The 23,920-nt window shown below is 71.3% G+C and carries 24 protein-coding genes and 2 pseudogenes; 8 read left to right on the forward strand and 18 right to left on the reverse strand.

All coding sequences use genetic code 11. From position 1 onward, the window contains the following. Positions 1-6: 6 nt before the first annotated feature. The 5 genes from ACFPLC_RS12775 to ACFPLC_RS12795 all read right to left on the reverse strand — a co-directional run bounded on the left by ACFPLC_RS12775 (position 7) and on the right by ACFPLC_RS12795 (position 5,062). Positions 7-771, reverse strand: a complete 765-nt coding sequence (locus tag ACFPLC_RS12775; protein WP_378190589.1) for an ABC transporter substrate-binding protein — start codon at positions 769-771, stop codon at positions 7-9. Between the two features lies 1 nt (position 772). Next, complete coding sequence (locus ACFPLC_RS12780; protein ID WP_378190591.1) at positions 773-1,597, reverse strand: ABC transporter substrate-binding protein; 825 nt, start codon at positions 1,595-1,597, stop codon at positions 773-775. Between the two features lie 151 nt (positions 1,598-1,748). After that, on the reverse strand, positions 1,749-3,176 hold the full coding sequence (gene purB, locus ACFPLC_RS12785) for an adenylosuccinate lyase (RefSeq protein WP_378190593.1): 1,428 nt from the start codon (positions 3,174-3,176) through the stop codon (positions 1,749-1,751). Positions 3,177-3,222: 46 nt separating this feature from the next. Beyond that, positions 3,223-4,368 (reverse strand): galactonate dehydratase, encoded by a 1,146-nt coding sequence (dgoD, locus tag ACFPLC_RS12790; RefSeq protein WP_378190595.1) that lies wholly within the window; start codon positions 4,366-4,368, stop codon positions 3,223-3,225. Between the two features lie 16 nt (positions 4,369-4,384). Continuing rightward, on the reverse strand, positions 4,385-5,062 hold the full coding sequence (locus ACFPLC_RS12795; RefSeq protein WP_378190597.1) for an SDR family NAD(P)-dependent oxidoreductase: 678 nt from the start codon (positions 5,060-5,062) through the stop codon (positions 4,385-4,387). Positions 5,063-5,130: 68 nt separating this feature from the next. Between ACFPLC_RS12795 and ACFPLC_RS12800 the strand changes: the two genes are divergently transcribed. From ACFPLC_RS12800 to ACFPLC_RS12810, 3 genes are read left to right on the forward strand one after another with little or no spacing between them, the layout of a single operon-like run. Continuing rightward, the gene (locus ACFPLC_RS12800) at positions 5,131-5,748 is read left to right on the forward strand and encodes a bifunctional 4-hydroxy-2-oxoglutarate aldolase/2-dehydro-3-deoxy-phosphogluconate aldolase (protein ID WP_378190599.1); all 618 of its coding nucleotides are present in this window, start codon (positions 5,131-5,133) and stop codon (positions 5,746-5,748) included. After that, positions 5,741-6,748: a lactonase family protein gene (locus tag ACFPLC_RS12805; RefSeq protein ID WP_378190601.1), complete on the forward strand. Its 1,008-nt coding sequence runs from the start codon at positions 5,741-5,743 to the stop codon at positions 6,746-6,748. Before ACFPLC_RS12800 ends, ACFPLC_RS12805 begins: the two co-directional genes overlap by 8 nt. A 49-nt stretch (positions 6,749-6,797) precedes the next feature. Then, a complete protein-coding gene (locus ACFPLC_RS12810; RefSeq protein WP_378190603.1) occupies positions 6,798-7,502 on the forward strand; it encodes a FadR/GntR family transcriptional regulator in 705 nt (234 codons plus the stop codon). Positions 7,503-7,530: 28 nt separating this feature from the next. Here ACFPLC_RS12810 and ACFPLC_RS12815 read toward each other — a convergent pair whose 3' ends face one another. From ACFPLC_RS12815 to ACFPLC_RS12825, 3 genes are read right to left on the reverse strand one after another with little or no spacing between them, the layout of a single operon-like run. Next, positions 7,531-8,151, reverse strand: coding sequence for a TetR/AcrR family transcriptional regulator (locus ACFPLC_RS12815; RefSeq protein ID WP_191315296.1), 621 nt, complete (start codon positions 8,149-8,151; stop codon positions 7,531-7,533). A 34-nt stretch (positions 8,152-8,185) separates the two neighbouring features. Then, positions 8,186-8,899: a hypothetical protein gene (locus ACFPLC_RS12820; RefSeq protein ID WP_378190605.1), complete on the reverse strand. Its 714-nt coding sequence runs from the start codon at positions 8,897-8,899 to the stop codon at positions 8,186-8,188. Next, on the reverse strand, positions 8,892-9,401 hold the full coding sequence (locus tag ACFPLC_RS12825; RefSeq protein WP_378190607.1) for a SigE family RNA polymerase sigma factor: 510 nt from the start codon (positions 9,399-9,401) through the stop codon (positions 8,892-8,894). The genes ACFPLC_RS12820 and ACFPLC_RS12825 overlap by 8 nt, the downstream gene beginning before the upstream one ends. A gap of 136 nt (positions 9,402-9,537) precedes the next feature. On the opposite strand from ACFPLC_RS12825, the gene ACFPLC_RS12830 reads away from it, so the two are divergent. The 3 genes from ACFPLC_RS12830 (at position 9,538) to ACFPLC_RS12840 (ending at position 12,061) form a co-directional block, all read left to right on the forward strand. Continuing rightward, positions 9,538-10,560, forward strand: a complete 1,023-nt coding sequence (locus ACFPLC_RS12830; protein WP_378190609.1) for a threonine aldolase family protein — start codon at positions 9,538-9,540, stop codon at positions 10,558-10,560. Between the two features lie 20 nt (positions 10,561-10,580). Continuing rightward, positions 10,581-11,159, forward strand: a complete 579-nt coding sequence (locus ACFPLC_RS12835) for an HAD family hydrolase (RefSeq protein ID WP_378190611.1) — start codon at positions 10,581-10,583, stop codon at positions 11,157-11,159. An 86-nt stretch (positions 11,160-11,245) separates the two neighbouring features. Then, a complete protein-coding gene (locus ACFPLC_RS12840; protein WP_191315301.1) occupies positions 11,246-12,061 on the forward strand; it encodes an SAM-dependent methyltransferase in 816 nt (271 codons plus the stop codon). On the opposite strand, the gene ACFPLC_RS12845 is transcribed toward ACFPLC_RS12840, so the two are convergent. The 10 genes and pseudogenes from ACFPLC_RS12845 to purD form a co-directional block, all read right to left on the reverse strand. Further along, entirely contained in the window at positions 12,058-12,249 is a 192-nt protein-coding gene (locus ACFPLC_RS12845) for a hypothetical protein (protein WP_378190613.1), read from the reverse strand. The genes ACFPLC_RS12840 and ACFPLC_RS12845 overlap by 4 nt on opposite strands. A gap of 101 nt (positions 12,250-12,350) precedes the next feature. Then, positions 12,351-13,529 (reverse strand): pyridoxal phosphate-dependent aminotransferase, encoded by a 1,179-nt coding sequence (locus ACFPLC_RS12850; protein ID WP_378190615.1) that lies wholly within the window; start codon positions 13,527-13,529, stop codon positions 12,351-12,353. A 9-nt stretch (positions 13,530-13,538) separates the two neighbouring features. Then, positions 13,539-13,754: pseudogene (locus ACFPLC_RS12855) on the reverse strand (transglycosylase SLT domain-containing protein); the annotation flags it as partial. Between the two features lie 1,713 nt (positions 13,755-15,467). After that, positions 15,468-15,722: pseudogene (locus tag ACFPLC_RS12860) on the reverse strand (WXG100 family type VII secretion target); the annotation flags it as partial. Positions 15,723-15,789: 67 nt separating this feature from the next. Next, complete coding sequence (locus ACFPLC_RS12865; RefSeq protein WP_191315305.1) at positions 15,790-16,101, reverse strand: hypothetical protein; 312 nt, start codon at positions 16,099-16,101, stop codon at positions 15,790-15,792. A 133-nt stretch (positions 16,102-16,234) separates the two neighbouring features. Beyond that, entirely contained in the window at positions 16,235-16,993 is a 759-nt protein-coding gene (locus tag ACFPLC_RS12870) for an ESX secretion-associated protein EspG (RefSeq protein WP_378190618.1), read from the reverse strand. Between the two features lie 2 nt (positions 16,994-16,995). After that, positions 16,996-18,603, reverse strand: a complete 1,608-nt coding sequence (locus tag ACFPLC_RS12875) for a hypothetical protein (protein ID WP_378190620.1) — start codon at positions 18,601-18,603, stop codon at positions 16,996-16,998. A 9-nt stretch (positions 18,604-18,612) separates the two neighbouring features. After that, positions 18,613-19,179 (reverse strand): DUF3558 domain-containing protein, encoded by a 567-nt coding sequence (locus ACFPLC_RS12880; protein ID WP_378190913.1) that lies wholly within the window; start codon positions 19,177-19,179, stop codon positions 18,613-18,615. Positions 19,180-19,195: 16 nt separating this feature from the next. Beyond that, positions 19,196-19,576 carry a hypothetical protein gene (locus ACFPLC_RS12885; RefSeq protein ID WP_378190621.1) on the reverse strand — a complete coding sequence of 127 codons (381 nt, stop codon included), beginning with the start codon at positions 19,574-19,576 and terminating at the stop codon, positions 19,196-19,198. A gap of 123 nt (positions 19,577-19,699) precedes the next feature. Next, the gene (purD, locus tag ACFPLC_RS12890; protein ID WP_378190623.1) at positions 19,700-20,974 is read right to left on the reverse strand and encodes a phosphoribosylamine--glycine ligase; all 1,275 of its coding nucleotides are present in this window, start codon (positions 20,972-20,974) and stop codon (positions 19,700-19,702) included. Between the two features lie 812 nt (positions 20,975-21,786). Here purD and ACFPLC_RS12895 point away from each other — a divergent pair. Next, complete coding sequence (locus ACFPLC_RS12895; protein ID WP_378190625.1) at positions 21,787-22,923, forward strand: glycerophosphodiester phosphodiesterase; 1,137 nt, start codon at positions 21,787-21,789, stop codon at positions 22,921-22,923. A gap of 40 nt (positions 22,924-22,963) precedes the next feature. Beyond that, a complete protein-coding gene (locus ACFPLC_RS12900; protein WP_378190627.1) occupies positions 22,964-23,884 on the forward strand; it encodes a serine hydrolase domain-containing protein in 921 nt (306 codons plus the stop codon). The last annotated feature ends 36 nt before the right edge of the window (positions 23,885-23,920 follow it).

A 23,920-nucleotide genomic window follows, 5' to 3' on the forward strand; every position in this document is an offset into this window, starting at 1 on the left:
CTTCTCCTAACCCTGGAACCCGGCCGGCACCGGAGCGGTCGGCAGGAACTGCTGGTGCAGCTTAAGCCAGGTCCCGTCGGAGATCACCTGCTTGAGCCCGTCGTTGATCTTGCCGAGCAGCTCGGCGTTGCCCTTCTTCACCGCGAAACCGTGTGGCACGTCCGTGACGAAGCTCTTCACGACGACCAGCTTGGCGTCCGGGTTGTCGGTGACGTTCTTCTCGGCAATGGACTGGTCCAGGATGTACGCGTCGACCGCGCCGCTCTTCAACGCGGTCAGCGCGGCGGCGTAGTCCGGGAAGCGCACGGCCTGGGCGCTCGGCACCGTGCTGGTCAGCCAGTGGTCGCCGACGGTGGCCTGGATGACGGCGACGCGCTGGCCGGCCAGGCCCTTTTCGTCGGTGACCGGCGTGCCCTGCTTGGCCTGGATGCTCATCGTTTCGAAGTCGTAGGCCGCGGAGAAGTCGACCGTCTTCTTGCGCTCGTCGGTCTGCGCGATCGCCGAGCTGGCGATGTCGTAGCGGCCCGACGCGACCTGCCCGAGCAGCGCGGAGAAGTCGGTCGCGGCGAACTCCAGCTTCAGGTTCTGCTTGGCCGCGATGGCCTTGAGCAGCTCGTTGTCGAAGCCGGTGTAGTTGCCGTCCTTGAGGTAGATGTTCGGCGGGGCGTCGCTCAAGGTGCCCACGCGCAGCGTCGAGGAAGCGCTGTCCGAGCCGCCGCACGCGGTCAGCGTCAGGACGGCGGCCAGCACGGTGACGATCAGCTTCTTCATGTCACGCACCCAGGTTCTTCACGGGCAGGCCGGGGCCACCCTGCTGGAGTTCCTTCGACAGCGGGGTGTTCTTGTAGAACTGCCCGTAGATGCGGGCGACCGTGCCGTCCGCAATGGCCTTCGCGAGGCCGTCGTTGAGCTTGTTCAGCAGGTCGGTGTTCTTCTTGGCCACCGCGAACGCCGACGGCGTGTCCTTGTCCTCGACCGTGTACCCGAGCTCCAGCGGGACGGCCGGGTTCTGGTCCAGGTACTTCTGCCCGATGTCCTGCGGCACGACCCAGCCGTCGAGGGTGCCGTTCTTCAGCTGCGCGAAGCCCGCGTTGTAGTCCGGAAAGCGGACGACCTGGGCCCCGGCGACCTTGCCCGCGAACTCGTCCTGCACCGAGCCCTGGACCACGCCGAGCCGCTTGCCGCCCAGCGCGGCGACGTCCTTCAGGTTTGCGCCCTTCGCCGTGACGACCGTGGTGAAGCCGGTGTTGTAGCCGTTGGAGAAGGCGACCGTCTTCTTGCGTGCCTCGGTGCTGGAGATCGTCGAGCTGCCGATGTCGAACTTGCCGCCCGCGACACCGGCCAGCAGGCTGGAGAACTCGGTGCCGACGAACTCGACCTCGAAGCCCTCCCGCTTGGCGATGTCGCGCAGCAGCTCGTTGTCGTAGCCGGTGAACCGGCCGTTCTCCAGGTAGATCGACGGCGGGGCGTCGCTCAGCGTCCCGACGCGGAGGGTCTGCCCCGCGGCCGAGCTCCCCGAACCACCGCAGGCGGCCAGGGTCAGCGTCAGCGCGCCCGCGGTGACGGCCGCGGCGATTTTCGACAGCGTGGATCTCATCGCTTCTTCCAGAGGTTGGCGCGCCCAGGGCGCGAGGAAAGCACGTCAGGTCACTGGGTAAACGTCCTGACGCTCCGGTTTCGTGCGATCGAGATTAGGGATTTCGCCCGTTCGTGTGGATTCGTTCCACTCCGTGGACGGGTGCGTCAGCTCACAGGATCGGCTGCGGCACGTACCCCGCGGCCTCGGGGAACCGCTCGAGCACCTGCGCGACGCGCTCGGCCACCTGCGTGACCTGACGCCCGGCCGTGCCGGTGAACGAAATCCGGTCGGCGAGGAGTTTGTCCAGCTCACCGCGGTCGAGCGGGATGCGCTCGTCGGCGGCGAACCGGTCGAGCAGGTCGTTTTCCGCGCGGCCTTCACGCATCTCGAGCGCGACGGCGACCGCGTGCTCCTTGATCGCTTCGTGGGCCGTCTCACGCCCGACGCCGGCGCGGACCGACGCCATGAGCACCTTCGTCGTGGTGAGGAACGGTAGATAGCGATCGAGCTCATGCTCGATCACCGCCGGGAAGGCGCCGAACTCGGCGAGCACGGTGAGGAACGTCTCCAGCAGGCCGTCGAGCGCGAAGAAGGCGTCCGGCAGCGCGACGCGGCGGACGACCGAGTCGGAGACGTCACCTTCGTTCCACTGGTCGCCGGCCAGTTCGCCGATCATCGAGAGGTAACCGCGCAGCACGACGGCGAGGCCGTTCACGCGCTCGCAGGAGCGGGTGTTCATCTTGTGCGGCATGGCGGACGAGCCCACCTGACCGGGCTTGAAGCCCTCGGTGACCAGCTCGTGGCCCGCCATCAGCCGGATCGTCTTGGCCAGGCTCGACGGCGCCGCGGCGAGCTGGACCACAGTGGACAGCACGTCGAAGTCGAGCGAGCGCGGGTACACCTGGCCGACGCTGACGAACCGCCGATTGAAGCCGAGGTGCTGCGTCACGCGGTCCTCGAGCTGGTCCAAAGTGGACTCGTCGCCGAGCAGGTCGAGCATGTCCTGCGCGGTGCCGACCGGGCCCTTGATGCCGCGCAGCGGGTACCGCTGGATGAGGTTGTCGAGGCGCTCGAAGGCGACCAGCAGCTCGTCGGCCGCCGTCGCGAACCGCTTGCCGAGGGTGGTGGCCTGCGCGGCGACGTTGTGCGAGCGCCCGGCCATCACGGTGTCGGCGTGCTCGACGGCGAGGGTGGCCATCCGCGCCAGCACCGCGGCGACGCGGGTGCGCACCAGCTCAAGGGAACGGAGCAGCTGCAGCTGCTCGACGTTCTCGGTGAGGTCGCGCGAGGTCATGCCCTTGTGGATGTGCTCGTGGCCGGCGAGCTCGCTGAACTCCTCGATCCGCGCCTTGACGTCGTGGCGGGTGACGCGCTCGCGGGCGGCGATCGAATCCAGCCGCACGTCCTCGAGCACGCGCTCATAAGCCTCGATCACCCCGTCGGGCACCTCGACGCCGAGGTCCTTCTGCGCCTTGAGGACGGCGAGCCAGAGCTGCCGTTCCAGGACGACCTTCTGCTCCGGGGACCAGAGCGAGACCAGCTCCGCCGAGGCGTAGCGGGCGGCGAGCACGTTCGGAATGCGGGGCTTGTCCGTCACGCCTTCACCCTACCTGCGCAGGTCAGCGCGGTAGTGGCCCGGGGTTTCACCACTCGGCGAAGCTCCCGTCATCGTGGCGCCAGATCGGCGAGCGCCAGGCGTGCCCGGCCTCGTCCGCCCGGCGCACGGCTTCTTCGTCGACCTCGATGCCGAGTCCAGGGCCCAGTGGGCGGGCCGCGTAGCCGTCCTGGAAGGCGAAGACCGACGGATCCGTGAGGTACCCGTGCTCGCGTCCCTCGTGGTAGTGCATGCCCACACTTTGTTCCTGGATCAGGAAGTTCGGCGTCGCGAAGGCGACCTGCAGCGACGCCGCCAGCGAAATCGGGCCCAGCGGGCAGTGCGGCGCCAGCGAAGCGCCGTACACCTCGGCCAGCGCCCCGATCCGCCGCAGCTCCGAGATGCCGCCGGCGTGCGACGGGTCGGGCTGCACGACCGCGACCCCGGCGTCGAGCACCGGCTTGAACTCCCAGCGCGAGTAGAGCCGCTCGCCGAGCGCGATCGGCACGGTGGACGCTTCGACGACCGAGCGCAGCGCGTCGCCCTGGATCTCCGGCAGCACCGGCTCCTCGATGAACATCGGCTGGACGTCCTCCAGCAGCCGCACCAGCCGGCGCGCCATCGCGGGCGAGACGCGGCCGTGGAAGTCGATGGCGAGGTCGCGGTGCGGGCCGAGCGCCTCCCGCGCTTCCCAGGCGCGCGCCACCGCCGCGTCGGCCTCGGCCGGGGACGCGATCGCCGTCAGCGGGCCGGCGACGTTCATCTTCACCGCGGTGAACCCGGCCTCGACCTGCGCCGCCACGGCCTCTCGGATCCCGGACGGCCGGTCGCCGCCGACCCAGCTGTAGACGCGGACGCGGTCGCGGACCGGACCGCCGAGCAGCTCGTGCACCGGCGCGTCGCGGACCTTGCCCGTGATGTCCCACAGCGCGTGGTCGAACCCGGCCAGCGCGCTGGAGAGCACCGGGCCGCCGCGGTAGAAGCCGCCGCGGCGCAGCACCTGCCAGTGGTCCTCGATGCGCAGCGGGTCCTGGCCGACGAGCAGTTCGGACAGCTCGTGCACGGCCGCGCGGACGGTCTCCGCGCGGCCCTCGACCACGGGTTCGCCCCAGCCGCTGATCCCCTCGTCCGTGCTGACCTTGAGGAACAGCCAGCGCGGCGCGACCAGGAACGTCTCGATGGCGGTGATCTTCACCCGGTACCCCTGATTTCTACGCGGAATCCTTGGCGGCGGACCAGCCGCCGTCGACGGTCAGTTCGGCGCCGGTGACGAACGACGCGGCGGGCGAGAGCAGGAACGCGATCACGTTCGCCACCTCGGCCGGGTCGCCGAGGCGGCCCGCCGGCGTCGCCCGCGCGCTGCGTTCCCGGTCCGCCGCCGAGATGCGGTTCCACGCCTCGGTGAGCACCGGCCCCGGCAGCACGGAGTTGACCCGCACCTCGGGGGCGTACTCGACGGCCAGCTGGCGGGCCAGCGCGACGAGCGCGCCCTTGCTCGCGGCGTACGCGGGGTGGCCCGGCAGCCCGAAGTGCGCGTGCACGGACGAGACCAGCACGATCGCGCCACGCCGGTCCCGCAGCGACGGCAGGCACGCCCGCACGGCGAGGTAGGTGCCGGTGAGGTTGACGTCGAGCTGGCGCTGCCACTCGGCCCGGTCGATCTCGTGCAGCGGCCCGGTGCTGGGGACGTAGGCGTTGCTGACCAGCGCGTCCACCTCGCCGATTTCTGCCCACGTCGCTTCGTCGGCCACCGAACCCCGGATCGGCGTGACCCCCTCGGGCAGTTCGGCGATGTCCACGCCCAGTACCCGGTAGCCGTCGTCGATGAGCTTTCGCGCGGTCGCCGCCCCGATCCCGGACGCCGCTCCGGTCACCACCGCTGTCGGCATCGCTTCTCCCGTCCTCTGCGTGCGCAGAATAAATCCTAATTTAAGGGTTCACAAGGTAACCTGGGCCCATGACCTACCGCTGGGAGATCACCGCAGCCGCTCTGCACCAGGGTGTCGTGGGCATCGTGCGCACGCACGATGCGGAGTCCGCGGTCACGGCGGCCCGCGCGGCCCTCGAAGGCGGGCTGCGCTCGATCGAGCTGCCGCTGACGAACCCCGGTGCGCTGGACGCGATTTCCGGACTGGCAGCCGCCTACCCGGACGCGACGATCGGGGCCGGCACGGTGCTCGACGAGACGTCCGCGGTGCTGGCGATCCGCGCGGGGGCGCGGTTTTTGGTGTCGCCGTCGGTGGACACCGCGGTGATCCGGACCGCGCACCGGTACGGCGCGGCGGCCTTCCCGGGAGCCGGCTCGGTGACCGAAATCGTGCGCGCGCTGGAGGAAGGGGCCGACGCGGTGAAGGTGTTCCCGGCGTCGGCGCTGGGGCCGTCGTGGGTGGCGGACGTGCGGGCGGCGCTGCCGCAAGCGCCGCTGGTACCCACCGGCGGCATCGGCCCGCAGGACGTGCCAGGCTGGCTCGCGGCGGGTGCGGTCGCCTGCGGGATCGGCTCGGCGCTGACCCGCGGCACGGCCGCGGAGATCGCCGACCGGGTCGAGACGCTGTTGAGGAGCGCGCATGGCTGAGCTGGTCTTCGTCGGGTGCTACACCGGCGACGCGGGGAACGGCACCGGGATCACCACGCTCTCCCGGTCGCCGTCCGGCTCACTGCGCGAAGTGGCTTCGCTGCCGCTGGAGTCGCCGTCGTGGCTGGTCCGCCACCCGTCGTTGCCGGTGCTGTACGCGGCCAACGAGACCGGAACCGGCGGCGTGACGGCGTTGACCTTCGACGCTTCGGGCTCGACGTCGGTCCTCGGCACGGCGGAAACGGGCGGCGCGCACCCGTGCCATCTCGCGGTGACGCCGGACGGCCGGTTCCTGTTGTGCGCCAACTACACCGGCGGCAGCGTGGCGGTGTTCTCGCTGTCCTCCTCCGGCGCATTGGTGTCGCGGACGGCGTTGGTGGAGCACAGCGGCAGCGGGCCGGTGTCCGACCGTCAGGAGGCGGCGCACGTCCACATGGCGGTCCCGTCGCCGGACGGTTCCGTCGTCAGCGCGGTCGACCTGGGGACCGACGAGATCCGGAGCTACACGCTGACGTCGTCGGGCGGCCTCGAGCCGCTGGCGGTGTCCTCGCTGCCGCCGGGCACGGGACCGCGTCAGCTGGTGCGGCGTCCGGGCACGGACCTGGCGTACGTCGTCGGCGAGCTGGCCGGGACGCTGGTGACGGTCCGGGAAAAGACGCCGGGCGCGTTCGAGGTGGTGGCCTCCACGGCGTCCACCCTCAAGGCGCCGTCCGGGCCGAACCTGGTGGCGCACCTCGAACTGGCCGACTCGCGCCTGTACGTGTCGAACCGCGGCCCGGACTGCGTGACGGAGTTCGCGCTGGACGACGCGGCGGCGGTGGCGGACCAGCCGTGCGGCGCGAACCCGCGGCACTTCGCGCTGGTGGACGGGACGTGTTACGTGGCGGCGCAGTCGGAGGACGCGATCACGGCGTTCACGCTGACCGCGTCCGGCGAGGCGGAACTGCGGTACTACCCGACCGGCTCGCCGACGTTCGTGCTGCCGGTGTCGCTGCCTTGACCCGGCCTTCATAATGCGGTCATCACCTCCTGGCGGAGAGGGCCCTCCATTGACCGAACACCGGCCACGCGGGTTGCACGGCCAGACCGTGGAGGCCCTGGCCAGCCGGATCCTCTCCGACGAGTGGGGCGAGGGCGCCGTCCTGGACCTGCCCGCGCTGCGCGAAGAGCTCGACATCAGCCTGACCGCGCTGCGTGAAGCGCTGAAGGTGCTGGCCGCCAAGGGCATGATCGACGCCCGGCAGAAGCGGGGCACCTTCGTGCAGCCGCGCGAGAAGTGGAACATGCTCGACGCCGACGTCATGCGCTGGCAGACCGCGGCCGCCGACGACCCCGGGCTGCTCGACGAGCTCACCGAGGTCCGCGCGGTCGTCGAGCCCGCCGCCGCCCGGATCGCGGCCGGGCGCGCGTCGGAGGAGGACCTCGAGTCACTGCGGGACGCGCTCGCGGACATGGCCGCCGCCGGCGACGACCCGGAGGCCAGCGTCCAGGCCGACCTCGCCTTCCACCGGCGGCTGATGGCCGCCACGCACAACGACTTCCTGGTGCGGATGGAACGGATCATCGCGATCGGGCTGGCCGAGCGGGACAAGCTGGTGCACAGCGCGCCGGCGGCGGAAGACCCGGTGCCGAGCCACCGGAAGGTGTTCGACGCGATCGTCGCGGGCGACCCGGCCGCCGCGGAACAGGCGATGCTCGCCCTGGTCACCAAGGCCCAGGACGACCTCGAGAAGGCTCAGCGCACCCGCTCGTGAGTGGTAAGGCGGGTTCTAACCCGCTTTTTCACTCACGACCGGCTGCGGCAGGGTGCTCACCGGCGAGGGCGGCCTGGAGCATGCGGGCGGCCGCCGCGCGCGGTTCCGGGTCGATCGCGATCAGAGCGTTGACGACCGCGCCGTCGACCAGCGCGACCAGCCGCTCGAGCTCGGTCGCGGTGACCGGGGTGCCCGAGCGTGCGAAGATCTCCGTCAGCAGCTCGTTGAGCTGGGCCGACAGCGTCCGCATCAGCGGCCGCAGGTACGGGCGGCGGCCGGTCGCGACCAGCCGCTCGTAGCGCAGGAGGACGGCTTCGGCGTCGGCCGCCGGGTCACCGCTCTCCGGGCCGAGCAGCATCTCCAGCACCAGGTCGACGGTCGCCTGCACGCCGCGGTGGCGGGTCGCGAGCTCCTCCAGCCGGGCGCGGCCGGTCGCCAGCTCGGCGTTCGAGTGGTGCTCGACGGCCGCCGTGACCAGGTCTTCCAGCGAGTCGAAGTAGTACGTCGTCGACGCCAGCGGCAGGCCCGCCCGCTCGGCCACCGCCCGGTGCCGCACGGCGTCGAACCCGCCTTCGACGAGCAGTTTCGCGGCGGCCTCGACGAGCGCGGCGCGCCGTCGCTCCCCCTTCGGGGTGGTCGCAGCGGTCATGGCCGGTCATTCTGCCAACCGGGCGGAGCCGGGCTCAGAACTGGGGCGCGAGAGCGCGCGCGAACTGGTCCACCTGGCCCGCGTACGGCGCCGCCGAGCCCGCGGAAGGCACGCTGACCAGCACCAGCACCCCACCGGACGCCGTCCCTGCCCGGGCCGTGACCGTGCCGGCCGGCTGGGACTTGAAGACCTCCGGGATGCCCTTCGGGTACACCGCCGCGGCGACTTCGCCGCCCGGAACCGGGAACCCCGCGGACCGCGACACCGTCGAACAGGCGCCGCCCGGGATCGCCTGGGCGGCGACGACGTGGCCGGGGAGCTCGCCAGCGAGGGCAGTGGCGAGCTCCCCGTCCACCTGTTCGCACCCGGAGGCGCCTTCGGCCAGCTGGCCGGTCCTCCCGTCCCCGGCACCCCCCTGCTGAGGTGGCTGGGACGAGAAGTTCGGTGACTCCCCACCGACTTCAGGACGCATCGAGCCGTCGCCGGGTTGCGCCACGCCGGGTCCGGAATGCGCGGGTACGGCGTTGTCCGTCGCGAGCATCGACTTCGGGGTACCCGCCGAGAGCACGCCGTACGCGCCGAAGCCGACGACGACCAGCGCGGCCGCGCTCACCCCGGCGGTGATCCGGTTCCGGCGGCGCAGGCTCTGGCGGCGGGATTCGCGGACGACGTCGTCGCGGCCGAACGTCGGCGACGGCGGGTCCGGCGGCGCGGCGGAGAACAACGAGCGCAGTTCCTGCTCATCCATTGGTCTCCACCTCCCGTTCGAGGACCTGCCTCAGGTTCGCCAGCCCGCGGGCGGTCTGGCTCTTCACGTTGCCTTCGCTGCAGCCCAGCGCCTTCGCCGCGCCGGTCACGTCGAGTCCTTCGAAGAACCGCAGGACCAGCACCGCCCGCTGCTTGGGCGGCACTTCCTTCAGCGCCGCGAGCAGGCCCTCCCTGGTCGCGACGAGGTCGTCGAGGCCGGGCGTGTCGTCGGACGGCTCCGGCAGCGTCTCGGTCTGCCACTCGCGCCGCCACGGACGCCGCGATTCGTCGATCGACGCCCGGACGAGCGTCTTGCGGACGTACGCGTCGGTCGCCGCGCGATCCCTGATCTTCTTCCACCTCCGGTGCAGTGCCACGAACGCCGTCTGCGCGAGGTCGTCCGCCCGGTGCCAGTCGCCGCAGAGCATGTACGCGGTCCGGCGCACGGCGTCCCGCCTGGCGGCGAAGTACTCCGCGAACTCCTGCTCGTCGCGCTGGTCCACGCGCAGTCGTGCTCCGCTCGGTCGTCGGTCGTCCGTGAGGACGGAATCAGGGGCGTCCACGGTTGCACGGACGGAGTGGGTTCGACCACTCAAGGGCTGTTTGATCCCCACGACGTGGGTGTGATGTGATCGCACCGTGACCTTGAGCCCGCCCGTACTGGACTTCCGCTCCGACACCGTCACCCGGCCGGATGAGGCGATGCGGGCGGCGATGGCCTCCGCCGACGTCGGGGACAACGTCCTCGAGCGCGATCCCACGGTCGCGGTGCTGGAGGAGCGGGCGGCACACGTCCTCGGCATGCAAGCGGCCCTGTGGACGCCGAGCGGGACCATGGCCAACCTGATCGCGCTGAGCCTGCACCTGCAGCGCGGCGACCGGTTCCTGGCCACCCGGGGCGCGCACGTGCTGGTCAACGAACTGGGCTCGGCGGCGTGGCTGGCCGGCGGCATGCCGGACATCCTCGAGCACGACGGCGGCCCGGGCCGTCCGTCTCCCGACGCCCTCGCGGCCGCGATCGGACAACCCGGGCCATATTTCACATTACGGACATCGCTGCTCTGCCTCGAGAACACCCACAACGCGGCCGGTGGCGCGGTGACGCCACCCGACGAGCACGCCCAGCTGCTGTCGGTCGCCAAGGAAGCCGGCCTGACCGTGCACCTCGACGGCGCCCGGCTGTGGCAGGCCGCGGTCGCGCTCGAAGTGCCGCCGGCCGCCCTCACCGTCGGCGTCGACACCGTGTCCGCCTGCTTCAGCAAGGGCCTCGGCGCGCCGGTCGGCTCGGTCGTCGCGGGCAGCACGGCGTTCGTCGAGCGGGCGCGCCGGATGCGGCAGATGCTCGGCGGCGGCGTCCGGCAGGGCGGCATCCTGGCCGCGGCCTGCCTGGTCGCGCTGGACCGCATCCCCGAGCTGGCCGAATCGCACGAGAACGCGCAGCGGCTCGCCGAAGGCCTGCGCGAACACGGCTGGCCGGCCAACACCCCCGACACCAACATCGTGCTCGCCGAGGTCCCCGACATCCCGACCACGCTGGCCTGGCTCGACTCGCTCGGCATCCGCGCGGTGCCGATGGCGGGCAAGGTCCGGTTCGTCACCCACCGGGACCTGAGCGCGACCGACGTCGAAGAAACCTTGCGCCGGATCAAGACCGGCGCCTGAAGAAAGTTCTGGGGACCCTGGTGAACTGGATCGTGTTCGACTACGGCGACGTGCTGAGCAAGCCGAGCGCCGCCCTGCCCGACCTGGCCGCGGCGATGGGCGCGCCACTGCCGGAGTTCCTGGAGGCGTACTGGGCGCACCGGATCCCCTACGACGCCGGCAGCACCCCGCTCGAGTACTGGCAGACGGTCGGCGACGCCGTGGGCGCGCCGGTCGACGAGTCGCTGTCGGCCGAACTGACCCGCATCGACGTCGAGGGCTGGGGCCACCTGGAGCCGTCGTCGAAGGCGCTGCTCGAAGCGCTCTCCGAGGCCGGCGCGAACCTGGCGCTGCTCTCGAACGCGCCGATCGCGTTCGGCGAGTGGGTCCGCGCGCAGGACTGGGCCCGGCTCTTCCGCGTGACGCTGTTCTCGGGCGACGTCCGGTGCGTCAAGCCGGACGCGAAGATCTTCCGCCTCCTGCTCGACGAACTCGGCGCCGAACCGGCCGACTGCCTCTTCTTCGACGACCGCGAGTCCAATGTGGAGGGAGCGCGGGCGGTCGGGCTGCGGGCCCACGTGTGGAACGGCGCCGACGCGGCCCGCGCCTGGCTCGGCTGAGCAACTCACGCGAACCACACGGCCGCCTACCCGCGGTGATCTCCATGTCCTAGGCTGAGCGTCCCCACACTCCCCGGTAGGTGCGCATGGTGACGAGCGAACGGCCATCGGCCCACGTCGACTTCGAACGGCCGAGCATCGCCCGCGTCACCGACGCGCTGCTGGGCGGGCAGAACCACTACGAGCCCGATCGCGCGGTCCTGCGGCAGCTGACGGCGATCGCGCCGGAAGCCCCGGCGATGGCACGGGAAGTGCGGCAGTGGCTGGTGCGCGCCGTCCGCTACCTGACCGAGCGGCTGGACGTCGACCAGTTCCTCGACCTCGCGTCCGGGTTCCCGACGGCGGAGAACACCCACCAGGTGGCGCAGAAGTACAACCCGGAGGCGCACGTCGTCTACGTCGGCGACGACCCGGTGGTGGAGGCGCACGGCCGGGCCCTGCTCGTCGACAACGACTTCACGCACATCTGCGGCGCCGACCCGCTGAACCCCGGCGAAACCCTCGCCGGGGTCGGGCGGTTCATCGACTTCGACCGGCCCGCCGGGCTCGTGCTGTGCGGGGTCGTCGACCACATCGCCGACCTCCAGCAGGCGCAGCAGGTGGTCAAGTCCTACGTCGGCGCGCTGGCGCCCGGCTCGTACCTGCTCCTGCTGCACCAGCACAACCCGGCCGACGGCTCCGACGCGGCCGACGTGGCGACGTCCCTTCAGGACCGCTTCGGCCGCATCGGGCTCGACACGCTCTACCGCACGCGGGCCGAGATCACGTCGTTCTTCGACGGCCTCGAACTGCTCGAACCCGGGCTGACCGCGCCGCACCTGTGGTGGCCGGACGGGCCGCGCCTGGCGCCGCTGACGCCGGTCAACTGGACCGCGCTCGGCGGCGTCGCGCGGATCCCCTAGTAGCGGTTGATGCGCCGGGGGTCCCTCTTGCCACTGGTGACCGCCTTGTAGCCGGCCGCGCCGAGGAAGGCGATGCCGCCGATGATGGCGATCCACAGGACGGCCTTGAACACGAAGCCGATCACGGCGCCCAGCACCATGAACGCCACCCAGGCGACGATCAGGCCGCCGACGATCTTCCAGAACATGGCTCCTCCGACTCTTCCCCGTGGCCCCACCGGCCCGATGACTCCACACTGCCACCCGGCGTCGGGAAACTCCCCTCGTAGCGCCAACGTTCGGGGTTAAATCAGGGTTCCCCCTGGCCGAGCCAGGCGCCGAGGCGCCGGACCCCTTCGTCGATGTCCTCCGCGCTGCCGGCGAAGGAGAACCGGACGTACCTGCCGCCGTCGACCGGGTCGAAGTCGACGCCGGGGGTGATGGCGAGCCCGGTGTCGGCGAGCAGCCGCTGGCACCAGCTCAGGCTGTCGTGCGTGTACGCGCTGACGTCGGCGTACGCGTAGAAGGCGCCGTCGGCGGGGGCGAGCTTGTCGAGCCCGATGCGCTGCAGGCCGGCGAAGAGGCGATCGCGGTTGGCGCGGTACCGCTCGACGTGCGCGTCGGCTTCCGCGTACGCCTCGGGCGTGAAGGCGGCGAGGGCCGCGTACTGCGAGACCGCGGGCGGGCAGATGGTGAAGTTGCCGGTCAGGACGTCGATCGCGCGGTGCAGGCGTTGCGGGGCGAGCATCCAGCCGAGCCGCCAGCCGGTCATCGCGAAGTACTTCGAAAAGCTGCCGAGCACGATCGGCTCCCGGCCGTACTGCCACGCGCAGTCGAGTTCGGCGCCGTAGGAGATGCCGTGGTAGATCTCGTCGCTGATCAGCTGGACACCGTGCGACGAGCACCACCCGGTGATGGCAGCGAGCTCCCCGGGCGGCAGCACGGTGCCGGTGGGGTTGCTCGGGCTGGCGACGATCAGGCCGTCGATCGGGCCCAGCCGGTCCAGCAGTTCGACGGTCGGCTGGAAGTTCGTCTCGGCGGTGGTGGCGAACTCGACGACCTCGCAGCCCAGGACGGAGAGCAGGTTGCGGTAGGCGGGGTAGCCGGGCCGCGCCATGGCGACCTTGGCGCCGGGGTCGAAGGCGCTGAGGAAGGCGAGCAGGAAACCCCCGGAGGACCCGGTGGTCAGGACGACGTCGTGCGCCTGGACGTCGACGTCGTACCGCTTCCGGTAGTGCCCGGCGACGGCCTCGCGCAGCTCGGGGACGCCGAGCTGTTCGGTGTAGCCGAGGGTGCTCTTCCGGAGCGCTTCCTGGGCGGCCTCCAGCACGGGTTTCGGCGCGGGAGCGGACGGCTGCCCGGCCGCGAGCGACACGAGATCGCCGTGACTGCGCTGCCGCGCCCCGGCCGCGGAGAGGACGTCCATGACGTGGAAGGGCGGCACGCCGGCCCGCAGCGCGGGCCCGGCGAAAGCTCCGAGGTCGGCCATGGGGCCAGGCTAGTAGCCGCGGTAGGCACCGCCGTGGGCCATGGCCTTGATGCCGGGCACGTTGTCGAGGCTGCCGTACCGGTCGAACGAGTACCGGACCCCGGCGATGATGTTGTCGACCGGGTTGTAGATGTTGTCGTGCCCGGGGAGCTTGTGGGCGTTGAACGTGGAGTCGATGCACTGCATGAGCCCCTTGGACGGGTGCCCCGCGGCCGCATTCGAGTTGCCGGTCAAGAAGAGGTGATCACCCTCCCGGGCCGTCCAGGTGCCCAGCTCGGTGGTCACGCACCACACGTCGCTGCGTCCGGCGGCTTCCTTCCGCAGGAATGCCCCGGTGACGATCGGGTTGTTCAGGTGCACGGAGAATTCCGGGCGCCACGTCTCCGGCTGGTTCTTGCGCGCCACGGGCAGCACCCGGGGCCGGGCCCCAGACAGGTAACCGGCCAGCGCGATCGCGTCGAGGACGGCACCGGGCGCCTGGTAGAGGACGACTTGCGGGTGTGAGTAACCGGACCGCACGTACCGGGTGCCTTCGGCGTCGGTGATCGCTTCGAGCCACGCCTCGCGCTGCGCGGTGGACATCGCGAGAACCTGAGCCACCGCATCGGACCGGGGGTGCCCGGCCCGCGCGATCAGGTCCTGGGCGTAGTCGTGGTCCAGCCGGAACTGGTGCCGGGGCCCGCACCCGCCGCGGTCGTCGACGTACAGCGCGTGCGGCACCCCGTCGAGGAGCTTGCGGAGCTTCGCCACCATCTCGGGCTTCGACTGCGCGATCGACATGGTCGGGCGGTGCCGGCGGGACTCGATGTGACCGTCACCGGCGATCCACCCCAGGATGGCTGCTTCGGACACGCTGATGTCCAGCGACGACTCGGTCGCGGCCGGCGCAGCCAGGAGGATCCGATCGCGTGACCGGACGTCTTCGGTGGTGACGAAACCGGCCTCGGTCGCGTAGCCGTGCTCCTGCTTCGGCGAAACGAAGCCGTGCTTCTTGCGCCGGTGCACCGCGACGCCGTTGGCCGGCTGCCGCGCCGCCCGCGGCTCCCACCCGCATTCGGGGCAGACCACCGCCAGATCAGCCCGGCCGACACTGACTCGCGGGAGGGTGAGCCAGCGGTGGTTGGGCGTCGTGGTCGCCTGCCACCGCGAGTTGAACATCCGGACCAGCTCGGCGTCTTCGTGGTGGATAACCCGGGTGATTCGCGTCCACTCGCTGCGTCCGGTGGCCCGGTTGAAGCCGATCGTCTCGTCGCCGACCTCGACCGCATCGTGCTTGAGCAGGCCGCGCCTGGTCACGATCTGCGTGTCCAGCGGCACGCAGTCCCAGTTGTTGATGGCGTTGGGATTTCCACCGGATTCGTGCTGGATGATGGCCCAGATCTTCGGGATATCGGCGTCCGTCACCGGAATTCCCGCGGCCTGGAGGGCCTTCATGGCCTCCTGAATCCATTGTTGCACATTGCCGGGAGGCGGCGAAGAAGGCGGGCCGCCACTGGGCCCGAGGCCGCCGCCACCACCGCCGCCGCCACCCCCACCGCCGCCGCCTCCGCCGCCGTGGGAGGAGCCGTTGCTGTGGATGCCGCCCGTGCTCTTGGGGGCCGACGCCGAGCTGCTCGGCAGGGGGACCTGGTCGTAGCCGCCCTGGATCTGCTGGGACATCAGCTGCTGCGAGGCCTTGATCGCCGTGTCCGCCTGGGTTTGCAGGCCCGTCACGTCGCCGTCGAAACCGGCCGTGATGGTGTGGATGTCGGTCTTCGCGGTGGCCAGGATCTCCTCGGCGCTGGGGCTGGGCCCCGGTTTGCCTTCGTCGTGGGCCTTCTTCGCCGCGGCCAAGGCGTTGTTGATGTCGGTTTCGGCCTTGGCGTTGCGCTCGTTGACCGCCTTCTCCGCGGCCAGCTGCTTGTCCCCGACGTTCTTCTTGATCTGGTCGAGGGACTTCGCGAGGTCGTCGAGGTCCTTGGCGACGTCTTCGAGGTGGGTCTGCACCTTGGTGCCGGCGTCGCGGACCTGGCGGACGTACTTGAAGAACTCGTCGGCCGCGGGGCCGGCCCACACCTGCGCGTCGAGGGCGTCGGTGGAGCTTTTCAGGGATGCGTTGTGGTCACCGGCGTTCTTGCCGGCCTCGCGGAATTGCGCGGCCGCTGCGGTGATTTTTCCCAAATCGACCTTTTCGACCTGGTCGACCTTCTTCATGAAGGCTTCCCAGTTGTCCGGCGTTCCGGCGCCGCCCCCGTTCAAACCCACTTCGGTGCCCCCGAGCTCACTTGTCGACGTGCAGTTTCAGGTCGCTCGCTCCGACCTGGTCGGTTTCGGCGATCAGGCCGGCGGCCTTGCGCATGGCGAACCCCAGCGCCTCCATGTGCTTGCCCGCGGCGTCGAACTGGTTGTGCACGCCGTCCTTGAACTTGCCGACCGCGCTGTGCGCGTCGCCCGTTTCGTCCATGCCGCCGAAGGGGCTTTCCTTCTCGTGGTCCAGGCCGGTGACCTTCTGCTTGGACTTTTCGAACTCGTCCTTCAGCTTCTCCACCTGGCGGGCCGCGATGGCCATCGACTCCGGGTCGTAGACAGGCACGGTTCGTCATCCCCTTCGGAAACTTGTCTCCGCCCGATCAGACGTCGCCGTGACCAGGACGGTTCCCGCGCTTACCTTATGACTTCCCGAGGAGCGCGCGGGCGGTTCCCGGCCAACTTCCACCCGGCGGGGCTCAGGCCTCCGCCACCAGCTCGCGGATCCGGGTGGCCAGCAGGGCGTTGTCCGCCGGGGTGACGGTGGCCCACTCGCGGCCGTCGCCGTCGCGGCCCACCTGGAACAGGTAGCGGCCCGCGTCGGTGTCGAAGAACGCCACCACCCGGTTCGCGCGGTGCACCACGCCGTCGCGCGAGGTGCGTTCCGCGCCGAACTGGCCGCGGGCCTCCTGGCCCAGCAGCATGCCGGAGAGCTCCTGGGCCTGGAAGAGCGGGATCCCGCGGTCCTCCAGTGCCGTGACCAGCGCCTTCGCGTCGCCTTTGGCTGCCGCGTCGGCGGCTTTCACGACGTCGTAGGGGAGGCTGACCGTCTGGCCGATGCCCGGGCCGAGGTCGCCGGCCACCGAGACCGCGGCCTCCGCCAGGCCGTCCTCGGTGGCCGGGATCAGCCAGACCTCGCCGTTGTCCACCACCGCCAGCACCGCCTGGCTGCGCAGACTGACCGCGCGGCCGCGGATCTCGCGGTCCGCCCACACCCACACGTCGATCCCGTACTGGGGGCGCGCCAGCAGGTGCAGCAGGTCGGCCAGCTCGCCGGAAGCCCGCCGGTTGCGGGCCAGGCGCCGCTCGCTCAGCGACGTCCACGCCGACTCGACCAGTTCGAGCCGCTCGGAGCGGGTGGTTCCCTCGCTCGGCACGTCGAGCGCGACGTGCCGACGGGGCAGTTCGAAGGACTCCCAGAGCACGTCGAACTCGAGGGCCGACAGGACGAGCGACACGGTCAGCGCACATCCCCGCCGTGGTCACCGAGCACGTCGGGGGAAACCATCCGCTGGTCGGCGAACAGGTCCTGGTCGTCGACGCCGTAGCGGCGGACGTGCTCGGCGTCCTCCTCCTGCGGGGCCGCTTCGGACAGGAACTTCGTCTCGCCGGGCTGCTGCTTCGGGCTGATCTGCTCCGACTTCCGCAGCGCGACGGCTTCCTCCTCGGGCAGCTCACCGACCGGCAACGGCCGCACCGGGCCCTTGGGCTGGCTCTTCTCGCGCCGCTGACGCTCCTTGTCGCCGCTCAGCGCGCCGCCGGCCACGCCCGCGCCGACCGCCGCCGCGCCGGCGCCGATGTCGCCCGGGGTCGCGCCGGGCTTGGCGACGAACCCGCGTTCGCCGGTGTACTGGCCCGGCTGGAGCGGGGCCTGCGGCATCGCGCCGACCGTGCGGCCCTTGGCCAGCAGGCTGTCCGGGCCACGGCCGGCGGAGCTGTCGATGCCGGTCGAGCCACCGGGCGTCCCGCCGCCCCCGCCGCCGCCGAGCGATTTGATCGGCGCCGTCGGCGGGGCCGCGCCGGGCGGCAGCGCGCCGGGCGCACCCGGCGGGCAGAACGGCTCGCCCTGGCCCCCGGCCCCCGGGCCGGGGGTGAAGCGGCCGGACGGGTCGCCGGAGGAGGTGCCGCGGCCCGGAGTTTGGACCCAGCCGGGGCCGGGCTGGGCCACCGGCGGCTTCGCGCCCGACGGCGTCGTCGACGAGCTCGGCGTCGTGTGCTGGGCGGCCGCCGCGCCGGCGGTGCCGACCGCGCCGGTCTGGCGGGCCGGCTGCTGCACGGCCGCGGCAGGCTGCTGCTGCTGCGGTTGCTGCGCGGCGACGCCGTAGAGCGGGGTCGGCGGATCGGCGTGCACGGTGTGGGACACCGGCTGCACCACCGGCGGGTCGACGTGCACCGACCGGACCTTGTCCGAGGCCGGCTTCACGCCGCCGTCCGGGGTCACCGCGACCGCGGCGCCGGCGACGTCCAGTACCCCCGGCGCGATGCCCGGGGCGGCCAGCTTCAGCGATTCCGGGTCGGACAGCGACTGCGTCGAGAGCAGGTTCGTGCCGCTCTGCTGCGCGTACTCGTTCAGCGCCTGCTGTGCCTGGGCCTTGGCGTCGTTCGCGGCCTCGACCTGCCGGGCGTGGTCGGTCTCGAAGCCGATGAGGCTCATCAGCAGGCCGTCGGTGAGGGTGAAGCCGCCCGCGCCCTTCCGGACCGTCTCGGCGTCCGGCAGCTTGTACTTGGTCCGGTTGAAGGCCTCGCCCTGCTCGAACACCATTTCCGCGGCGTGCGCGACCTTCGTCGTGGCGTCCTGGGAGAAGCCGGCCTGCTCGGTGAACACCTGGCTCGCCGCGCCCCCGGCCTGGCTCTGCCACTCGACGCCGAGCTTCAGCAGCTGCGCGCGCAGCGTCTGGTCGGTGTGCGCGAGGGCGGTCGCGACGGCCTTCAGCGCGTCGACGGCGGTGCCGATGCTGCCGGTGCCGTCGCCGTTGATCATCCGGGTGATCTGGTCGGCGATCGCGGTGTTGGTCCAGCCGTCGAACCGGTGGTTCTGGATCCCGGCCGCGAGCTCGGAGAATTCCACGCGCCCTCCCTAGTTGCGTGCTTTCAGTGACTGCAGCGCGATGTCGGCGGCGTGCGCCGACATCTCGCACAGCTGCGGCTGCGTGAGCTTGCCGCGGGTGATGGCGAAGGTCTGGACGGCCAGCGTCTGGCCCTTCGCGACGCCGACGAGCGTCTCGCAGTCGGCGGGGTCGCCTGCCGCGCGGTAGTTCGTCAGCGCCGGGTAGCCACCGATGGTTTTGGGCTCGGTGGTCATGCTGTTCTTCTTGCGGGTGCCGGTGATCCACTGGTCGAGGTCCGCCGACACGGCCCGTACGTGGTAGGAGTGCACCGGCTCGGCGCCGTCGGCGTCGAACACGCAGGTCCGGCCGTTCTCCTCCGGCGCCTTGCGGGGGACGCTGGTGATCTTCAGCGCGTCGAGCTGCACCTGCGGGAAGATCTCACAGAGGTCGACGCCCTCCAGCGACAGGTCGGACGGCCGCTGCGGCAGCTGGGCGGCCTTGGCGCTCTGCGACGCGGCCGTGGCGGCCGTTTCGACCGGGTACGGCGTGCCTTCGGTGCCCGCGGAGCAGCCGGCGAGCGCCGCCGTCGCGAGCACGCCTCCGGCGATCCGGTTACGCACCGTGCTTGCCGCGGTCACCGAACACCGCCGCCTTCTCCTCTTCGCTGACCTTGTAGTCCTTCGCGGCTTCACGCAGCTGCGAGACCAAGCGCTTGAGCCCGGCGACGTACTCGCGGACCTGCCCGGCGTAGGAGCGGTCGCCGTCGGCGATCAGGGTGTTCCAGGCCTGGACCGACTGGGTGCTGATCACGTCGGCCGACGGCGCGTCGATCCGCAGCTGGCCGAGCCGGGTCAGCAGCTGGTCTTCGAGCGCGTTGGCCTGCTCTTCGACGATCCGGGCGACGTCGAGGAGTTTGTCCGGGTGGACCAGGACGTCCGCGGCCGCCGGTGCCACCGGGACAGCCGAGCTGAGGTCGTACGAGGGTCCTGACATGCTCTCCCCTGACGTCATACGGACAGTGACCGGCCGGCTCCCGTCGAGGCTACCAATGCGAACGTGACAGCAGCCTGAGTTTGGACGAAGAGCACGCCCGGCCGGTTCCCCCGATCCGTGGAATCAGGCGCGCTGTTTGGCGGCCGGGGCGGCGATCTCGCCGTTCGCCGCCTTCAGCGCGATGTCCGTGCGGTGGTGCGAGCCCGCGAGGTGGACCTTTTCGACGATCTCGTACGCGTGCTTGCGCGCCGACTTGAGCGTCTTGCCGGTGCCGACCACCGAGAGCACGCGGCCGCCCGAGGAGACGACGGCGCCGTCGTCCCGGCGGCGGGTGCCGGCGTGCAGGACGCCTTCGAGTTCGGCGCCGGTGATGACGTCACCGGTGCGCGGCTTGCCCGGGTAGCCGTCGGCGGCGATCACGACGGTGACCGCGGCGCCGCCCGACCACTCCAGCGGCGGGTGCTCGGCGAGCTTGCCGGTGGCGGTGGCGTGCATGAGCCCGGCGATCGGGGTGCGCAGCAGGGCCAGCACGACCTGCGTCTCCGGGTCGCCGAAGCGGCAGTTGAACTCGATGACCTGCGGGCCGTCGGAGGTCAGCGCGAGGCCGGCGTAGAGCAGGCCGGAGAACGGCGCGCCGCGGTTGACCAGCTCGTCGGCGACCGGCTGGACGACGGTCTCGACCAGCTCGTCGACCAGGTTCCCGGGCGCCCAGGGCAGCGGCGCGTAGGCACCCATGCCGCCGGTGTTCGGGCCGGCGTCGTCGTCGCCGACGCGCTTGAAGTCCTGCGCGGGCAGCAGCGGGACGACGGTGTTGCCGTCGACGAAGCAGAAGAGGGAGGCTTCCGGGCCGTCCAAAAAGGACTCCAGGAGGACCGGGTGGCCGCCGTCGAGCAGCATGATGGCGTGCTTGCGCGCGACGTCGATGTCCGGCGTGACGACGACGCCCTTGCCGGCGGCCAGCCCGTCGTCCTTGACCACCCAGGTGGGGCCGAAGCGGGCGAGCGCGGCGTCGAGGCGGGCCGGGTTGTCGACGACCTCGCTGCGCGCGGTCGGCACGTTCGCGGCGGCCATGACGTCCTTCGCGAAGGCCTTCGACCCTTCGATCCGCGCGGCGGCGGCGGAGGGGCCGAAGCAGGCGATACCGGCCTTCCGCACGGCGTCGGCAACGCCGGCGACGAGCGGCACCTCGGGCCCGACGACGACGAGGTCGGCCTGCCAGCTCTTCGCGAGCCCGGCGACCGCTTCGGGATCGGCGGCATCGACGCCGAGCTGTTCGGCGACGGAGGCCGTCCCGGCGTTGCCGGGCGCGCAGGCCAGGGCCGTGACGGCGGGATCGCCGGACGCAGCCAGGACGAGGGCATGCTCCCGGGCGCCGGAGCCGATTACCAATACGCGCACGCCGCACAGCGTATCCGGCCGGGTTCGCGGAGGACATCGCGCCGTCGCCGGGGCTGGTCCGGGTGGCCGCTGCCACGGGACGGGCGGCGGGTGGTGGGTGGCTCGGCTGGGTTTCATCGGGCCGGTGAACGCGGTTTTGTCGGCACGGGGGTGCGCGGTGATCCACAAGTCACCGGGGGTGTGGACAGGGCGGCCTGCGGTGCCGGTGAAGCGCAGGTTTTGTCCGCCGCCGCCGATACGCTGAAGGCGGGGGTGGCCCCCAGGGAGGGCGGGTCACTGCCTGAGGGGCCTGTCCACAAGTCGGCGCCGGTGTGGACAACCCGGCTTCCGGCGGCACAATCCGGCCGGTTCCGTCGGTCCGAGCCGATACGCTGGAAGCGGGGGCAGCCCCCAGGGAGGGCGGGCCGTTTCCGGGCCAGTCGCGGCCTGTCACCAGGTGCTCCACCGGCCCGAACGGGACGCTGACGCCCAAGGCCGCGCCCCACCCAGACCTCCCCCACCGCCCCGATCCGAAGCCACAACACGGTCGGCAGTGCCGGGTCAAGGCACGCTTTCCCGCCTTGACGCGGCGCTGCCGGCCGTAGTCACAATCGCGGCTTCGGGGTGGTGGGCACCAAGCCCGCATTTCTCCGGCGACCGCTACTCGCCTCGACCCACCGCCGAGCCCCGGTCATGCCGCACCGCAAACCGGGCGAACAGGAGTCCACGCGCCGTTTACCGCGTCGACCGCCCAGGTACGTACTTCGGATGCTTGCGACACCGAGGGTGGCGCGAGTAGTCAGGGCACACCCTGTGTGAAAAGAGGTCACCAGATGAAGCGCAAACGTGTCGGATTGCTCGCACTCGCCGGGCTGGCGCTGCTGAGCGTCACCGGCGTTGCGGCCGGGTCCGCAAGTGCCGCCGAAAGCGGGTCCGCCGATGCGGCCGCGCGCGGGCGGGGCCACGATGTCCCCGTGATCATCGGACACCGCGGCGCGCCCGGGTACCGGCCGGAGCACACCCTCGCCTCCTACGAGCTCGCCTACCGGATGGGCGTCGACTGGGTGGACGTCGACCTCGTGCCCACCAAGGACGGCCAGCTCGTCGCCCGGCACGAACCCGAGATCGGCGGCACCACCGACGTCGCGAAGCACCCGGAGTTCGCGAACCGGAAGAAGACCGTCGTGCTCGACGGAGTCACCACCACCGGGTGGTTCACCCAGGACTTCACGCTGGCCGAGCTGAAGACGCTGCGCGCGGTCGAGCGGATCCCGCAGAACCGGCCGCACAACACGCTGTACAACGGGCGCTACCAAATCGCCTCCTACCAGGAGGTCCTCGACCTGACCAAGCGCCTCGGCCGCGAGCTGCACCGGACGCTGGGCACCTACCCCGAGGTCAAGCACTCGACGTTCTTCCAGTCCATCGGCAACCCGACCGAGCCGAAGCTGGTGGCGATCCTCAAGCGCAACGGCCTCGACCGGCCGGACGCGCCCGCGATCATCCAGTCGTTCGAGGTGTCGAACCTGATCGCGCTGCACAAGCAGGTCCGGACGCCGCTGCTGCAGCTGACCTCGGCGACCGGCGCCCCGGCGGACTTCGTCGCGAACGGCGACAAGCGGACGTACGCCGACCTTGTGACGCCGCAGGGGCTGCGTGAGGTCGCGAAGTACGCGAAGTACCTGGGGCCGGACAAGGCGCAGATCATCCCGCGCGACAAGAACGACAACCTCGGTACGCCCACCGCGCTCGTCGCGGACGCGCACAAGGCGGGGCTGAAGGTGCAGCCGTACACCTTCCGGAACGAGAACCCGTTCCTGCCCGCGAACCTGCGCTCGTCGGCCGAGCCGGACGCCTACGGTGACGTCTTCACCGAGGAGGCCGCGTTCTTCAAGGCCGGCGTCGACGGCTTCTTCGCCGACCAGCCGGACACCGCGCTGGAATCGCTGCACGCCTTCCTGGGCCGGTAATCGCTTTGCCGCGAAGGGCGCTTCCGTGGACGCTGAGTCCATGGAAGCGCCCTTTTCCGGTGTGGTGCTGGTCAGCCGCGGCGACGAGACGCTGCTCGCCGAAGCGTCCGGGTACGCGCACATCGCCCACGGCGTCGAGAACACCGTCGACACGCGGTTCGCGATCGCCAGCGGCACGAAGGGGTTCACCGCGCTGGTCGTCGTGGGCCTGGTCGCCGAGGGACGGCTGGCCCTGTCGACGACCGCGCGCGAGGTCCTCGGCGACGACCTGCCGCTGATCGACGACCGGGTGACCGTCGAACACCTGCTGACGCACACCTCCGGGATCGGCGACTACTGCGACGAAGAGGCCGAGCCACCGCCGAACCCCCTGCTCGCCACGTCGGCCGACTACCTCGCCGCGCTGGACGGGTGGCCGCAGGTTTCCCCGCCCGGCACGGATTTCCGGTACAACAACGGCGCCTTCGTCGTGCTGGGGCTGATCGCCGAACGGATCGCGGGCATACCTTTCCCCGAGCTCGTCCACGACCGGGTCTGCCGTCCCGCCGGGATGACGGACACGGCGTTCCTCCGCTCGGACGCGCTGCCCGCCCGGACGGCCACCGGCTACCTCGAGGACGGCCGCACCAACGTGTTCAGCCTCCCCGTGGCAGGACACGGCGACGGCGGGATCTACAGCTCCGCGCCGGACTTCCGGAGATTCTGGCCAGCGCTGCTCGAGGGCCGGATCGTGCCACCCGAGTGGACGGCCCGGATGCTGCGCCCGCACGCGGACGGCTACGGGCTGGGCTTCTGGCTGCCCTGGCCCGGTGTGGTCCGGCTGGAGGGCGGCGACCACGGCGTGGCGTTCCGGAGCACGCACGAGCCGTCGTCCGGGCTGACCGCGACGCTGATCTCGAACGACCACCGAGGTGGCGGGCCCCTGCTGGGTCGGCTGGACGAGTTCTTCACGAAGGCTTGACACCCTTCGGGACCAAGGCTACTTTCGGCGAATTCA

Source organism: Amycolatopsis plumensis (assembly GCF_042652605.1).
GTDB lineage: Bacteria > Actinomycetota > Actinomycetes > Mycobacteriales > Pseudonocardiaceae > Amycolatopsis > Amycolatopsis plumensis.

What these genes read in the sequence shown, in the direction of transcription:
- ACFPLC_RS12805 (WP_378190601.1), top strand. Translation starts at nt 5,741, where the DNA reads ATGGCTGAGCTGGTCTTCGTCGGGTGCTACACCGGCGACGCGGGGAAC.
- ACFPLC_RS12840 (WP_191315301.1), top strand. Translation starts at nt 11,246, where the DNA reads ATGGTGACGAGCGAACGGCCATCGGCCCACGTCGACTTCGAACGGCCG.
- ACFPLC_RS12795 (WP_378190597.1), bottom strand. Translation starts at nt 5,062, where the DNA reads ATGCCGACAGCGGTGGTGACCGGAGCGGCGTCCGGGATCGGGGCGGCG.
- ACFPLC_RS12900 (WP_378190627.1), top strand. Translation starts at nt 22,964, where the DNA reads ATGGAAGCGCCCTTTTCCGGTGTGGTGCTGGTCAGCCGCGGCGACGAG.
- ACFPLC_RS12815 (WP_191315296.1), bottom strand. Translation starts at nt 8,151, where the DNA reads ATGACCGCTGCGACCACCCCGAAGGGGGAGCGACGGCGCGCCGCGCTC.
- ACFPLC_RS12895 (WP_378190625.1), top strand. Translation starts at nt 21,787, where the DNA reads ATGAAGCGCAAACGTGTCGGATTGCTCGCACTCGCCGGGCTGGCGCTG.
- ACFPLC_RS12780 (WP_378190591.1), bottom strand. Translation starts at nt 1,597, where the DNA reads ATGAGATCCACGCTGTCGAAAATCGCCGCGGCCGTCACCGCGGGCGCG.
- ACFPLC_RS12845 (WP_378190613.1), bottom strand. Translation starts at nt 12,249, where the DNA reads ATGTTCTGGAAGATCGTCGGCGGCCTGATCGTCGCCTGGGTGGCGTTC.
- ACFPLC_RS12775 (WP_378190589.1), bottom strand. Translation starts at nt 771, where the DNA reads ATGAAGAAGCTGATCGTCACCGTGCTGGCCGCCGTCCTGACGCTGACC.
- ACFPLC_RS12885 (WP_378190621.1), bottom strand. Translation starts at nt 19,576, where the DNA reads ATGTCAGGACCCTCGTACGACCTCAGCTCGGCTGTCCCGGTGGCACCG.
- ACFPLC_RS12850 (WP_378190615.1), bottom strand. Translation starts at nt 13,529, where the DNA reads ATGGCCGACCTCGGAGCTTTCGCCGGGCCCGCGCTGCGGGCCGGCGTG.
- ACFPLC_RS12800 (WP_378190599.1), top strand. Translation starts at nt 5,131, where the DNA reads ATGACCTACCGCTGGGAGATCACCGCAGCCGCTCTGCACCAGGGTGTC.
- ACFPLC_RS12820 (WP_378190605.1), bottom strand. Translation starts at nt 8,899, where the DNA reads ATGGATGAGCAGGAACTGCGCTCGTTGTTCTCCGCCGCGCCGCCGGAC.